12 protein-coding genes are annotated in these 15635 nt (G+C 38.7%); 9 read left to right on the plus strand and 3 right to left on the minus strand.

Features of this window, described 5'->3' with window-relative positions:
- The first annotated feature begins 713 nt into the window (after positions 1–713).
- The 7 genes from ACYVNW_RS02875 (at position 714) to ACYVNW_RS02905 (ending at position 6673) form a co-directional block, all read left to right on the plus strand.
- A complete protein-coding gene (locus ACYVNW_RS02875) occupies positions 714–989 on the plus strand; it encodes a PqqD family protein (RefSeq protein ID WP_460678336.1) in 276 nt (91 codons plus the stop codon).
- On the plus strand, positions 989–1459 hold the full coding sequence (locus tag ACYVNW_RS02880) for a lasso peptide biosynthesis B2 protein (protein ID WP_460678337.1): 471 nt from the start codon (positions 989–991) through the stop codon (positions 1457–1459). The genes ACYVNW_RS02875 and ACYVNW_RS02880 overlap by 1 nt, the downstream gene beginning before the upstream one ends.
- On the plus strand, positions 1456–3270 hold the full coding sequence (locus tag ACYVNW_RS02885; RefSeq protein WP_460678338.1) for an asparagine synthetase B family protein: 1815 nt from the start codon (positions 1456–1458) through the stop codon (positions 3268–3270). Before ACYVNW_RS02880 ends, ACYVNW_RS02885 begins: the two co-directional genes overlap by 4 nt.
- A 53-nt stretch (positions 3271–3323) precedes the next feature.
- Complete coding sequence (locus ACYVNW_RS02890; RefSeq protein ID WP_460678339.1) at positions 3324–3467, plus strand: hypothetical protein; 144 nt, start codon at positions 3324–3326, stop codon at positions 3465–3467.
- Positions 3468–3620: 153 nt separating this feature from the next.
- A complete protein-coding gene (locus ACYVNW_RS02895) occupies positions 3621–4568 on the plus strand; it encodes a hypothetical protein (RefSeq protein WP_460678340.1) in 948 nt (315 codons plus the stop codon).
- Complete coding sequence (locus ACYVNW_RS02900) at positions 4552–5631, plus strand: hypothetical protein (RefSeq protein WP_460678341.1); 1080 nt, start codon at positions 4552–4554, stop codon at positions 5629–5631. The genes ACYVNW_RS02895 and ACYVNW_RS02900 overlap by 17 nt, the downstream gene beginning before the upstream one ends.
- Entirely contained in the window at positions 5618–6673 is a 1056-nt protein-coding gene (locus tag ACYVNW_RS02905) for a prenyltransferase/squalene oxidase repeat-containing protein (protein ID WP_460678342.1), read from the plus strand. The genes ACYVNW_RS02900 and ACYVNW_RS02905 overlap by 14 nt, the downstream gene beginning before the upstream one ends.
- On the opposite strand, the gene ACYVNW_RS02910 is transcribed toward ACYVNW_RS02905, so the two are convergent.
- Positions 6670–7878: a nucleotidyltransferase family protein gene (locus ACYVNW_RS02910; RefSeq protein WP_460678343.1), complete on the minus strand. Its 1209-nt coding sequence runs from the start codon at positions 7876–7878 to the stop codon at positions 6670–6672. The genes ACYVNW_RS02905 and ACYVNW_RS02910 overlap by 4 nt on opposite strands.
- A 1913-nt stretch (positions 7879–9791) precedes the next feature.
- A complete protein-coding gene (locus tag ACYVNW_RS02915) occupies positions 9792–10478 on the minus strand; it encodes an ADP-ribosyltransferase (RefSeq protein WP_460678344.1) in 687 nt (228 codons plus the stop codon).
- 116 nt (positions 10479–10594) lie between these two features.
- Between ACYVNW_RS02915 and ACYVNW_RS02920 the strand changes: the two genes are divergently transcribed.
- A complete protein-coding gene (locus ACYVNW_RS02920) occupies positions 10595–12301 on the plus strand; it encodes a hypothetical protein (protein ID WP_460678345.1) in 1707 nt (568 codons plus the stop codon).
- Between the two features lie 19 nt (positions 12302–12320).
- Positions 12321–13643 (plus strand): HNH endonuclease, encoded by a 1323-nt coding sequence (locus ACYVNW_RS02925; RefSeq protein ID WP_460678346.1) that lies wholly within the window; start codon positions 12321–12323, stop codon positions 13641–13643.
- 287 nt (positions 13644–13930) lie between these two features.
- Here the strand turns inward: ACYVNW_RS02925 and ACYVNW_RS02930 are convergent, their stop codons facing one another.
- Positions 13931–15589, minus strand: a complete 1659-nt coding sequence (locus tag ACYVNW_RS02930) for a DUF4209 domain-containing protein (protein WP_460678347.1) — start codon at positions 15587–15589, stop codon at positions 13931–13933.
- Positions 15590–15635 lie beyond the last annotated feature (46 nt).

Here is a 15635-nt window from a genome sequence, read left to right on the forward strand (position 1 = left end):
AAAAGCCAAAGGCAGATTTTTTCCGAGTGTATATAAATGTTCAGTGGGCTTAGCCTTGCAATATCATAGATGAATGACAATATTGAACCTTTAAATTCATCTACTACCAAAGCATCAATAATATAGCCAGTTGGGTAAATGGGGTATGCAACCAACCGGAATACCGTAAAACAGCATCGGGGTACTTCTTGAATGAGCCAACCGGTTTAAATGGATAGGCATTTAAAGCTGCAATATTGAGCCAGGAAAAAGAGAATGTTTACACCGCCATTCTCAGGCACAAGACAAAGTGCTACGAATAAAGCATCTACCAAAGAGCAACTGCTTGATTGATTTTCAGTAAAACAATTAATGCATTAAGGGCTAATGTAATAGAAATCTGCTTCTGAACTGCTTAAATTATTTAGCTTCCGAAGCAGCTTATACGTTTTAATATAGTAATTAATAAATCTCCCATTCCTATTTTTAGATAGAATTGTAAGTAAATATAGATTATAGACAATAATTTTTATTTAATTAAAAACGAGTTATATACAGAGATTTGTTGAATATTTTTAACTCCATTCCAGATCTTAGCCTAAACTGCTTTAGCTGTAAAATGTCTCAATGATTGAACATTATTTATATAATTTATTTTCTTGAAACTCACTCATAGATATTTGAGTTCATATACTATACAGCAATTTAATTCAGCCAATAATAAATCTGCAACTATGAATATAAAAGAAAAGAGTGTTGTTATTTTGGAGGATACTTTGACCCAGAAACTGGGTGATAAACTTGTGGTAATGAATTTAAGCACCGAACATTTTTATGAACTGGATGAAACCGGCAAGCGCTTTTGGGAACTACTGGCCGAACATCATGAAGTTGATAAAGTAATCCGGCTACTGATGCAGGAATATGAAGTAAGTGAAGAGTTGCTGCAAGAAGATATGACACGCTTAATTGAAGACCTTGTTAAAAATAAGCTAATTAATGTAAGTTGATGTACAAGAGAGCAGATTTTAATTTATTAAGTCAATCTTTAAAGTGCTACCGGCATTCGGTTTACAAAAGCCGCCTTTTGGTGATGTTAATTGAGGTGGGGCTACTTACTGTCGGACTGCAAAAGACAAAAGCTGTTTTAAACCGCTTTTTTACTGCTGCTGCTGCACAGCCTGATGCTGATGCGGCTTTCATAATTCTTGATCGCTACGCAACTGTGTTCAACGAAATTAAAGTACAGCCTTTTTTAAAGGGTCGGTGCCTTTCACGTTCGCTGGCTATGCAGTACGCATTACTCCGTCGGGGAGTAAGTACAGATTTGCGCATCGGTGTTAATATTGAAAAAGGAATATTTGATGCACACGCTTGGCTGGAGCGAAAAGGTATCATATTAAACGACCATCCTGTAAACACCGGTAACTACTTTGTATTACCTTCTGACAAATTGCAATCAGCATTGAAATTCAAATGAGCGGATTCATTGGCTTAATTTCCCCGAACCTTCAAACCTCTAGTAGCGCACTGTTAGATAACTGCCAGCAAGAAATCGCTTCATGCTGTAATGATTATTTAGGTAACTGGAAAAGTGCCAACGCTGATATGCGGTTTGGCTGGCTCCGGGTAGCTGATGATACTGAAAGTGAGCAGCAGCCATTTACTGTTAACCAGCAAATCTATATTACCGGCGATGTGCGGCTGGACAACCGTGAACGCTTAATCGGGCAGCTTTGCCAGCACTTTAATGCCATTGACACCTGCACGCCTGATACCTATATAGTACTATATGCCTACATGCACTGGGGCGAAAAAATGATGCAGTACCTGAGTGGTGACTTTGCGTTTGCGATATGGGATGAGCAGACTGAAACCCTATTTTGCGCCCGCGACCACTTCGGTATTATTCCACTGTACTATGCCCAAAATGAGCATGGGTTTTTCTTTACCAACTACTACCGGGCGCTAAAGCATGTACCCGGCCTGATGCAGGATCTGCAACACCAGGTACTACTGGATTATTTTTTTGCCGGAAGAAATCAAAGTTTTGAGCATACAGTGTATAAAGACATTTATAAACTTCCGCCTGCGCATCAGCTTGTATATAAACACCACGGCAAATTTACAATCAGCCCTTATTGGCAGTTACCACAAAGCACAGCGCCATTACCTGACACTACTGCCGAAGTTTATGCTCACAAATTCCAAGAGCTGTTTAAGCAATCAGTAACTGACCGTATTCGTAACCGGCGTATTTCCTGCCATTTAAGCGGGGGCATGGACAGTTCATCTATAACTGCGGTGAGTAAAAAGGTAATGGCTGACAGCTATGGTGATAATTTTCAGTTAACTGCCTATAATTATACTTTAGGGTTGCCAGTAATAGAAAGCGAAGGTTTTTTTTCTGAGCGCATTGCCCGACATTTGGTTATTCCCATCAAGCATTATCTGGCCGACAATGAGAAAAATAAAGGTTCGTTGTCTCAGGCCACGTGGTTTCCTGAACCGGCTGAGGCAACTGTAGCGGCGCCTGAAGGTGGTATGATTGCCGATACCCTTAACGCGTCAAGAATCACCTTATGTGGTTTCGGAGGCGATCCACTATTTGAGTACCAGCCGGCTTTATGGCTGCAACACATCAAAAGTTTACAATTAGGCCGATTGGTAACCAACAGCTATAATTTTGTAAAAACCCACGGGCGGCTCCCACCTTTGCATTTAACCAGCTTTATAAAAAAGCACATGAGAACCGAGCAGACAAGGCTCATTGCGGTACCTGCCTGGTTTAAACCTGGCTTTTTTACAGAAGATTATCTTGCACGTAAAAAAGCGCTTATGGCCTCGCCCCAACGTTTATCAAGTGGCATGTTCACACATCCGTTTTGGTCTTTTTTGTTCGAAATCAGTCACCCTGGTTTTAGCGGTTTACAGATGAAATTTAGGCAACCTTTCTTTTCGCTTGATTTATTTAATTTTATACAGAGTGTACCACCGCATTTATTGTATAATAAGTTACTCATGCGGCTGGCTATGATGCCTTATTTGCCAATAGAAGTTTTACAACGGCAGAAAACGTTAGCTTACAGTACGTCGCCATTGCAACAGCTTAAAAATGATGGTATTGTTGAGTTACTGAATAAACACTTGCAATCCCCACCAACCTATCTGGAATCTATCATTGATATTCCTGCCCTACTGGAAGTAATAAATGATCCGGCAAATTTGAAAAAAGCAGATTACTTAAAAATCAATACTTTAACTAATATTTTAACCTGGAACAATTTGTGATATATTTGTTTTAACTAAATAATTATAAAAAACACTCTTAAAACAATTTATTTATGCAAACAGAAAACAGCACAAAGAAAGTTTATCAATCGCCTGTTTTAAAAGATCTAGGTAAAATTGGCGAAGTTACCAATACTGGCCCGGTACAATCTCCAAACGGTTTTGACAGTGCCGGTGTTGGCAGCTACAATTCCTAAAGATTACATGCAAAAAAACTTTTTCAAGTTTTTTCCCAGAATGAGGGAGATGATCGTTTCTCTTCCCCCTCATTTTGCTTACAAGCAAATCTTTACACCACACAGCAACGATATAAGGTAGTATTGAACTGCCTGCAGTCAATCAAATAACTTATGCAGTACAATATCAGCTTTACACAAGTAACTAATGCTGAGTTCAAAAAGCTAACTAATACATTTTCATTTAACTTACTAAGTAGTAGCACCTCCGTAAATGGTGATGGTGAAAAGGCGTTTGCAGGCATTGCTGACACAGGTGATACTTGCATGCTATTTGAATATTTTGATTTGACGGATAAAGCAAACTTCTTAATATCAGCAAATGGCAAATTGGTACAATACACCTTCACGGAAGCCGCTTCCCCTGAAACTATACAAGCATTAATCAGGGGCAGTATCACCAAATATTGCCTGCAGCAGCAGGGCTATTTTTGCCTTCATACGGCGGGTATACGGATAAACAATAAAATTATACTTTTTTTAGGTCGTAAAGGAGCCGGGAAGTCAACGCTATCTGCTTATTTTAGTTTGCAAGGCTGGCCGGTTTGGTGTGATGATTACGGAGTACTTGTACAGCACCTCAACGGTTTTGATGTTGAACAGGGAGAGCAGCTATTAAAAGTAACGGAAGCTACCGTTGCCGCTTTGCAGTTGCCGGCAAACCAGCTGAAAAGTGTTTTTACATATGCAGATAATTATGCACCCCATACACCTGACCGGCACATGGATGGTAAATATTATTTTGGAAGCAATGATAATATGCAAAGTCACAAACCGCTGCCTTTGGCCGCTGTATATTTGCTGCAGCCTCGCGAACACGCGCCACAGCACCTACTTGGCAGGCCACTATCGGGAAGCGCTTTTACACTGCTGATGAATGAAATTATGCTGCCGGGTTTAAATTCAAAAAAGTATCTTCAACTGTATTTTAATTCAGTTAAAACCCTGCTAGATCACGTACCTATATATGCAGTTTATGCACCTGATGATATTACAAGAATAAATGAAGTATACCAAGCTGTTTTAAACACTGTTATTACCCACAATGAGCCTGCCTGCTAAACCTTACTCACTTGCACAAGCGATCGAAGGCTTCTTTGGTGTGTTGCCTGAAGCTTTGGTTTCTGCCACGCAACTGGACCTATTGAAAGGAGCCGCCCAATTACTACCGCCAATTACCAGGTTAGGAATAGAATGCCGTTTGAACAGGCAACAACAGGTAGATTTACAACTATGCCTGCGCCGAGATGAAGACGACTTAGACAATCTGGTGCACTGGGTGAAAGAAGAAATTAAAATTGAGGCGGCAGAACAGGCCGGATTAATTAATTTTTTTGAGCACTGGGCCGATAGTTCAACTACTTATCACCAATATATCGACGAAATTTATCTGGAACTGGATGTGCTGCCATCGGGCTACCAAGTGCCGTTGCTTTTCTTTTCCCTTGAGCAAAAGTTATCTTCTTCTGGCCACAAACAGCACTATTTATCTATGTTAAATAACATAGCCGGCTCCGGGCGCAGTTATTACCCGCTGCTCGATAAAATTATTGCTGCTTGTCCGGATGGAGCGTTTGTAGCCTATCTCGGAATTTTATTTTCGCGGGATATTGATGTGTTGCGGGTTAACGTGAAAAGAATACCCGCACATGAAATCATATACTTTTTACAGCAGATCGGTTATGCTTATATAACACCAGAATTGAAATCATGGATTGACTGGGTTCATAATTATGCTGACCGTGTTACCTTGTGCCTGGACATTGGCGCAGACATTTATCCAAAAGTTGGTTTTGAATGCTTTTGGAATGATCAGTTGCTGAGTATAACTGCTCTTGAAAAGTTTTTGGAAGAACTAACAATAATGGGGTTATGTGAGGCTGAAAAAGTAGAAGCCGTGCTCAATTGGACTCAGGATATTTTTCCTGGTGACATTGCATCCTGGCCCGAGCACCTTTGGGTAGAAACCTTGCATCGGCCCGAGCACGAATTTACTTACCTGCGCAAACTAATATCACATATTAAGCTTAGCTATCAGCCCGGGCACCAATTAGAAGCAAAGGCTTACCTCGGCTTTGGTAATTTGTGGATGAAGTTAAATACACATACCGTTGAACCTAACTGATCATATTACTGCAAGTATTAAAAAAGGCATTGGGTTTCTTGCAGCCAGTCAGCTACCTGATGGTAGCTTTACTTGTTACGTTTCTAACAATGAACCTATGTTTGGCTTTGGTAAGCCTTCAAAATTATGGTGCATTGAAGATAAGATTATATTCCCATCAATACTCATCGGAAATGCGCTACTATCTATTAAGGAACACCCCAAAATTGAGGCTATGTTAAACAACATTGCCCGGTTTTTGATGCAACATAGAGAGCAGGGCAGCGTATGGAAGCATTACGTCCAAGGGCACCCCCTGTATAAAGTAAGCCCTTGCGATATAGATGATACAGTTTGTGCCTCTGCTTTTTTAAGCGCCATGCAAGTAAGCTTACCACCCAACAAAAATGCTATACTTAGTAATGTTGAACCCAATGGGCTACTCTACACTTGGTTTACTTTAAGGGCTAACTTAAATTTTAACGCCACTTATCTCCGCTTAGTTTTAAAGGAACTGGCAATGCCAATTGCTTCATTTAAATTTTGGAATACATATAGCTGCAGCCGAAAAGATGTTGATGCGGTTGTAAATGCTAATGCATTGTATTACTTAGGCGACTCTTTCAACACTCAGCCCATAATTGATTTCCTGATCAGCATTATCCAACAGCGGCAGGAAGCAGATTGTGATAAATGGTACCGTAACGTTTTTACGGTATATTATTTTATGTCGAGAAACTATAAAAAAGGCATTGATAAACTGGAAGCAATAAGGCAGCCGATCATTAACCGGATTTTGAAATCTATTAACCCCGATGGCTGCATAGGTAACAGCATTTTGGACACTTGCCTTGCACTTTGCACTTTATATAATTTTAATTCTTACAATGAGGTGCTAGCAAGTTCAATACAATATATCATACAAAATCAAGCGAGTAATGGCAGTTGGGTAAGAAGACGCTTTTATTACAGCGATGCAGCCCAATCCGTAGGGTGGGGTTCAGAAGAACTGACTACAAGTTTATGCCTAGAGGCACTGAACCGCTATAACAAGATTCTTTAATCGTTTTTGCGGTCGGCATTTGATTGTTCATACAGTATTCTGAAAGGTTTTGTAAGTACCAGTAAAGGTACTGCCCAAGCCGGCAGATTAAGCTTTAAATCATTTAAATTGGGTTTAAAGATACTTAACAGGGCTTTTGTATTAAAATTTAAACTTTGACTAAAAGTTTGGTGTGAGTTAATTACTTTAAGCAATTGCAGGTAACTCCTGTTATAATTTTGCGGATACTTTTCAATAAGAAATAACTGGTATAAAGTTGGTGAATACGTTTTACAACTGAAATTAATTCCTAAAATTTCCGAAAGGGCTGTTAATCCCGAATACAGGAACTTCTCATAGCCATATGTTTTAAATATGCCAGTAATTACATCCCAGGTGTATCGGTTACCAGCAGTTTGTATCATGCATGCCAAATCAATCAAGTATTTAAATTTCCATAAAGGTTCTTTAATAAGATGATGAGAGGCGGTACAAATAAAATCATAAGTTTCGGTCAGGCCGATCTCATCAGGCTCAGTTTGCCAGCGTAATGCTTTGGCAAAAAAATTATAGTCTGGAAAATTACCGAAATAACTTTCCAACAAACGCCATTGAATCTCTACCGAGCAATTCAATCCTGATGTATGAAGAGGGGGGGTAAAAGAAAGCTCTTTGTAATTTTCAATTAGATAAGGTAAATATTTATCGGCTGCATCAAATTTAGGTTTATAACCATTCTGTTTTAAATAACTGCGTATGCGGCAGACATCGTCAACCTTTACAAGAAAATCAATATCAGAGCTCTCCCTTAAAAATGGATTTTTATAGTAATTATTGGCAAGCATGCTTCCTTTATAAGGAATAACCGTAATGGACAGCGACTTAAAATCATTAAGTAATTGCCGTGTAAGCTTGAACTGATAAAAACTTTTCTGCGTAATTACCCTGGCGTCAATTTTTAACTGGTTAAAAATTAAGCTATCTATTTGAACATGATGGTTGATTACAACATCATATATAAAACCCCTGATGTTGTTTATACATACAATACGGTAAAATGCAGGCCAATTGACTGTAGTACACTTCAAATAAGCATGTATATGATTTGCTTGCTGAATACCGAAGTATAATCTTGATAACAGAATGATTAGTACCTGCTCGGTACTATAGGTCGATTTTAACTGATCAATCGATTTTACTTCTGTCTGCATCAGTTGTTTTTGCATTCGCTTTATATTTGACCCATCGCATCTTCCAATCAATCATAAAGGCTTTTTCTAAATCAATTAATGAGAACTCGTAACCATTGCTAAATGCATGTATCAATACATCACTTAAGGATATCAATTGAACTGATAACTTATCATTCTCACGATATTGACTGATAAAAATTAACGCTTTCTGGACAGACATACTGAAGGATCAAGGAGTTGAGATACTTTATCATGTAAAGATACCAATATTGAACAAGCAGTACAAAGCAATCCTGAGAATCAATACCCTTTACTATTAAAGATTTTAATAGTAAAGCTCTTATTAATTTTTATTCTTGTTTGGTTGTTAATTGCTCAGAGAGTTATTAACTACAAGGCTGTCCAATAAGTGAAAGAGTATTTGCAAACAACTCGTTAATTGTTGCATTTGCGAAAAAATGTAGTCTGTGTAAAGACGTAGAATTAGTTTGTTTGTAAAATATAAGAAACTAACAAAGCACTTCGGCCTCATCGTAAGTTCATCTTGAAGAAGATAAAAACTGATACTAATATAAGCAAAAAGCCTCAATTAAATATATAATGAGGCTTTCTATTCGTAAATTAGTGGAGCCGGAGGGAACGCTAAAAATAGCGTTACAGGCTCTTATTCGATATCTATTTGTTGGTATATAGCCCTGCTCACCGGGTGCTCACCAAATGGCCACTAATTGACCCCTAAATTATGCTACTTAGTGTATTGAATAAAGATAAGAACTATCAATGAATTGTGCAAATTTAAACGTTTTGATCTTTGAATCAGTTAGATGAATGCAAAATAAACTTATCTATTTAACATCAACTTTTCGGTTTTTATAAGTTTGCACGGCTGTTAATTTCGGATTTTTACAAATATTTTACAACTGCTTGAATTTTAATGACTTGTATAAAGGTAGTAATAAATTGCGATGGTACAATTTATTCCAAAATAACAATTAGTGTAATGTGCAATAAGCCAATCATTGATAATGTTTAGTTATCCATTATTCGACTTTAATTAAATATGGCAAAATTGTGTCTAAGAATCCGTTGCCTTGAACAGCTTTTTGTTGCTGAAAACTTAAAGCAAAATAACCAAAGATATCCCCATGTAATTTTTGTCAATAATATTACTCGTGATAATCTTGCTGGCGGCTCCGCCAGGCGGAGCCCTTGAACCCGCTTTTGATATTGCAGATTCCCAATTTGATCAATAGCCAATCAATGCGCCGAGAGGTAGTTACCAACTCACTGGCGTAACGCGCTGAAGATCAATGTTGGTGTTTGCAGGATCTAATGGAACCTGCATAAAACTCTTCAAGCTCTGCGGAGAAATACAGGGTGTTGCCTCCCGCTCGCGAATGACGCACCCGAATTGGTCATCCCGGTTGGCACGGCAGCATTTCCCGGTCCGATGTACGCGTATAATGGTAAAGTGTTTATCGGCAGCCAGTTCCATCAGCTCGACGCCCCCAAAACGTTTGCGCAAACTTATATGTGACATATAAAAGAGAATGCGGGATAGCGTTTTGATCGTACTTATACATTGAAGTTTACTAGCATTTGATAGATTATTTCAGCTAAGTTTGTATGTGCTTGTTGGCAAGCCTGCTCGTTCGTGCAAAGATTTCATCAGCCATTCGTAAACCAATAATTTGAAGGGCAGGTTTGCGCAAAAATTACAGAGATAAGAAAGAAAATTGTATCGTTTGAGGACAGCGTCGACAGAACTCGCTTTGCTTTAAACGGATTGGGACTATAGAAAAAGGAATTTTACTAACACTTCAATCAGCAATACAGCTCAAATTGCTCCCGCTTTAAAAGTTTACGCGAAAGAACTTTCGGATTTTGATTTTGAGCTTATCAAACAACCGCCTACAAGGAAACAGCGTAAAGGGAAATAGTACCTGTCAATCAAACAAACCTGGTTTTTCTTTCTGATTGGCGATCTTTAAATTGCGATTATAGTTTAAGACTTCGTCAGCCTCTTCTGTCGTCTCCTCCATTTCAACAATTAGCCGGTCATCTTTTTCTACAATTGACTTTATTAGCAACTTTGTGCCTTTAATAAATAACACTTCGTTCTCTATGGCATTGTTTGTTGATCTCGATATATCACGGGCATTACTTTCCGATTTGAGCGTTTTGATCCCGTAGATTAATTTTTCAGAAATCCATTCATCCTTGGAAGTCGACATGTAGCAGGGATCGATTAATACCTTTCCCTTTTTACTTTCAAAATAGGTTTTATAGGAATTTATATCTTCCACGTATTTCGTCATCCGGTAAACAGTTTGATCATTATAAGGAGGAACTGATTGTAAAGCTTTCAGCAGCGCTTTGTCATAGGCTGCAACCTTAACTGTTAAGTCAAGGTAATTACCTCTTATTGCTCTGTTTAATGCTTTGCTTAAGTCGCCGGAATAATTAGTAATGGCATCGGCATCGACAAGTGAAATGCTGCCATCAATTACATCTTTGAGATTGGCAGTTTTAGCAGGGTTTTTCAAATATTCTTTAGTGAGAGGAACATACCTTTTGTCGTAAATGCCCTCTTCGTTTTTAGCCGCTTTGATTTTTTCTTGACTTTTATCCATGGTGAATAAAAAGGTAAAAACTTAGCAAAGTTAAGCTATTTGTAATTTTTATTAGGTCGTCATTTAGAACCAATGCCAACCATTATATTTGATTGACTTAAACCAATTGTCATAAGATGCAGACACCGAAATATCTAAATGTATTAATAAGCTATAAAGAATTATTTGGAACAGATGGTACGCAAGAAGAAGCTAAACAACTGATCGCAGGGATCAATTCCGCCACCATTCTATACAAATTTGCCCACATAAATTTGTACATGTATCTGGCACAACCAGGGCCGGAAGGGAAGGCACTACAGCTCAAAATGCTGAAAAGCTTCCTTTCATTTACAAACATTGAATTTTCGCAGCGATTCTTAGTAGCCATAAACCAGGTCGAAGCCGACGGGCAATGGCCAGCGGTCTTTTGGGAACATTCCACATTATTGTTCTTTGATTTGATCTTTGAAAACTTTGTTGACGGTCCCGTGCAAAGGCTCTCCGAAATAGAAACAGAGAATATCCTTAAAGCTTATCTGATTATCAATAGCATAACCAATAACCGTTTCACCGTAACTCAGGAAGAAATTCAGTCCGCTGTTGAACTGGACAAATTGGAGGACATTTTTCTTCCTCACTTCATTTACCAGCGCGATTACGAATCGAATCTGGATTTTAGCAACCAACTTAACAGAGGCGTAGAGCTTTTTAAATATTTAGAAAGCTCTACGGTATATAGACCTTACGTTCAAGGCTACTATAATTCCTTACAGGTAAAAGATTATAAAGACCTCTTTTATAATACGCTGACGGTTTGGGCTCAGGCGGAAATTGACGGTCCTGTTGGTGATCGCAGAGCGCAGATTTCATTTTCCCAGCTATTGCCACTTACCAATATCGCTTTCATTGACACATTGGCGATCAACGGTCAACTGCAAAATTATAAGTCCGATAAAAGTTTTACGGCAATAAGGCAACAACCATTATTTAAGATTGGGCCTACAGAATATTTGATACTGGACATCAACTTTTTGAACGACAAACTTTACAAAGGTCAGCTTTTTAGTTTCAACACCTTCCTTAAAACAAACGGTTATCGGGGTAATTTTCTTTCCGTAAAAGGAAAGGAGTTTATGGAGGATATATATTTCCGAGCATTAATGTTAAGGTGCTTCCCCACATTCAAGAATTTAAACGGAGATGAGGCTGTCAAAATCGACGGCGGCGAACTTTGCGATCATTACGCTAGGAAGGTCAATAAGGTGCTGTTGATAGAGTTCAAAGATGTGCTATTGAACGCTGATATTAAAGAAAATGCTGATTCAGCAGCGATCGATTTAGAACTGAATAAGAAATTTATGGCTAATCAGTCCAATAGCCCAAAGGGCATTACCCAACTTTATAATGCTGTCAAATATCTTGAGACAACAGACGTCGTTAATGATAGCTTAGATCGCACTTCTAAGACCGATATCTATCCGGTAATTGTTTATACAGATCGCTCGTTTGGCCATGATGGCATTAATAAAAAGTTCAGACTCGAATTCCGCAAATTGTTGGAACAAGACACTTGGGTAAACCTACATATCAATGATGTGTGCTTTGTTAACCTTAATTATTTTGAGGTACACGAACAATACTTAGCAGGGGAGTTGATTGACATCTTTAAACTGTTTGATGAATTCGGCAAATATGTCGATCAACCTGATAATAGCCTCACCCGGTTCGAAGTCTTTTCGCGTGCGTACTTTGAGGAGAATGATTTGCCGGATATTAAAGATAATCCAATATTCGCCTCAAATGTTGCAGCAATCATGCCTCAGCCAAATCCTGAAAACTAATTGATCAAAATCAATAGACATGGCCGATAAAAATAGCACTGAAAGCAAGTCAGAACCTGAAAAGTTTAAGTTGGAGTTTTTGCTTAAATCCTTGAATGAGTCATTTGGATTTAAGCTCGCTACCCGTAATCCAAACAATATTCACAATTTTTTTCAGGCGTTTTTGGGCATTTTTCCCGGCGTGCTTGATTATGAAGCCCGAACGATCACTTCATTAACGGTGGTGACGGATGAAATGCGAAGTAATTTGCGTGCATTTGTAAGCCAACATGAAGCAAAATTGAAAGTGCTTAATGGAGTAGAATCTTTTATTAGCCGCCTGTCAAATGGGGACCAGTTATTTATCATACCTCAAATCAAACCTACACAACAGCAAAGTATTGCTTTGCATAATTATTTGGTTGCGGAGGGTGATGAGGAAAGATACATTCAGCTTAGCGCTCAGACTAATGATATGTTTAAAGACCTAATGGAAGATTACCTATTATTTCCTTATGGCGCTAAACGTCAGACAATCGGAGAACCAATTAAGGCAAACAGGGTTTGTCGATTTTGTGGTAAGAGCATGCCGGAAGTTACTTTTACCAAAAAAGCCCATGCCATATCGGAAGCACTGGGAAATAAAACCTTAGTGCTCACAGAAGAATGCGACGATTGCAATCAGAAATTTGCTACAACCATTGAACCGGATTTGATCGAATACTTTGCTCTTAATAGAGCCATTTACGGCATTAAAGGCAAGGGTGGTGCAAAAAACTACGAGGGAAAAAACTTTAAGATCTTTCGCGATGAGAAATTAGAACTACATTATTATGATAGTAATAATAATGGCGATCCGGAAGAACGTCGGGGGGTGGATATGCCCGGGGAAATTACCTTGGAAAGCAATAAGGAAGTCGCCAAACAAAATATTTACAGGACGCTCGTCAAGTATGCACTGAGCGTAATTGATAGTAGTTATTTAAAGCATTTTACAAAAACGATAAAGTGGATCAACGCAGACTTCGACGCCGATAAATTGCCGCCCGTCGCAGTATTCTTCTTTGATACGATTATTGACCAACCAACTATTACGCTATACATCAGGACAAGCGAAAAAATGGAATTCCCATTCGCGGTTGCAGAGTTACACTTCGCTTTGAGTAAATACTGCTTCATTATTCCATTCTCAGACAAGGACGATAAAGGCTTTATTACTCAGGAAACTTATCAGGTTTTCTTTGACAAATTTAAACACTACACGTTGTTAAAGAGCTATGCTACATTTACCGATCTTTCTGACCCGGTCTCAAAGCCCTTTGCTATGCGTATAAATTTTGAAATGAAAAATAAAGGGGAATAACCTATATAAACGGTTAAACTCGGCTCTTATTCTGTTCAATATAATTGTAGTACTGCGATCTTTTAGAATTGGTCAACGGCAGCTTATCAAAATTAAAGCCGAATTGCTCCGCCGACAATTCAAGTCCAATACAGGCAAAACCCCAGATAAGATCATTATTAATATTCGGTAATCGTTCAAGCGCATTAGTAAGTCTGTCTTCTGCATTTGGATGTCGCCCTTGCCCCCTGTTTACAAGCTGATGGAATTAGTGATATAAACAGGAGGCGTTTCAATTAAAAACTGAGTTAGACAGATTGTTTTAAAAGATACTTGTCAAGTTGCAGGCTTAATTTTAATGCAAGCCACCATGTGTAAAATCCAGCAGGAGCGAAAAAACGTGAGGTGCTATATTTACCGTGGGCTACCAAGTTTCTAATGTTGTTGCCAAACGATTCATTTAGCAATCCTTCCAGGTCAAATAGTAGATCTTCTGTAAGAATCTCTTTCAAATGACTAAAAAAGAACGCCAGGCTATTCTCAGTTTGAATATCTTCCAAAATTTTCTTTGTAATTATTCCATGCGTTTTGAGTACATGCCGCAACCCGTTTTCGATCTGCGGAATCAACAATTGAACCGCGACGGCAAAATTTCCGCAAAAGCCATGGTATAGCCCGTGGGTGAAAATATCTATTCGGTCTTCAGGAACAAATTTGCTTTTCTCAATCAGCCAAAATATCTCCGTCTCGCTTATCGCGAACTTATCGGTAAATTTATCGTAAGCCGGTCGCAGTAATGTTTTACAATGTATGTCTCTCGTCATCGCCGCATCTCTGTAAATAAGATCAGCATTATCGGGGCTTACTGCGACAGTGTTTCCTTCTTCATCGGTCATAGTTGATCCCATGAACTTGAGAAATAAATACTCCTCAGTTTTATCTTTCAAATCATCGACGAATTTCTGCTTAACAGGAAATTCTCGATCGATGAGCCAATATATTCCCTGAAACACATGTTGAAAGTCAGGAATCTCAAATTCTAATTTCTTCAATGGTATTGGTGGCAACTGGCCGATTTTTTCCTGTTGCTGCGCCGCCAATTTTAGAATCTCGACCATCTTTGTTCGAAGTCCCTCAGTTTCAGAACTCTTTATCTTCAATTGGCTGAAAACTCGAATGCCTTTCTTGTATAACTCAGCTACCGAAAATAGTAGAGCGTTACCCCGTGAATGGTATTCATCCGCCTCCATAATATAGCCTCTCGCAACTTCTGTCCCGAATGTCAAAGAATCGTTAGGTAATAATAACGCCAGCACATGGTTGCATTCGCGGTAATGCCTAAATTCTCTTAGGCTCAAAAATGGCTGAACAGCAAGCTTTATTTTATTAGTTAACAATTCATACTTCTCCTGGTCCATAAGAAGGGGAATCATTTCTTCACTTAACTTCGTAATGGAATAACAATCACCCATCATATCTGCGTCCATTGTGTCCTGCCAGATCGGATTTGCGATCTCTTCCAAAAGAGCTGTCCTCCCTTTACCTAAACCGGATAAAATCCTTAAAATCCGGATGTAGACATCCCTTTTTTCACTCAAACTTTCATGTTCCGCAGTTAGTGACAAGTAAGCTTCAATTGATCTTTTAGCATTACTGAACTTATCCTTCCTATTGATCTGCAAAATGTCATAGAAATACGCCCGGATGATTGGATTGATAATTTGGGGGGTTATTTCCGTAAGTACAGCCAACGTTTCCTGTCCGGGCCGATGTTCATTGATATCCTTTACTTTACTGTTACCATTCAAAAGATCAAGTTTTAAGACCGCCTCTAAGTAGGTCATTAACTCTCGCTCGCTTTCGCTTAAATTGATATCTGCTAACTTTCTCTCAATTGTTAATTGTATTTGACCGAGTCTGTGGTCGGCATTGAAATTTAAATTTAGGATGCTTGCAGCGTCGTTCATATTGTTGATGAGATTTTGGTCTTTTATAAAAGGTTCGTTTGAATAT

This window comes from Mucilaginibacter koreensis, from assembly GCF_054783355.1.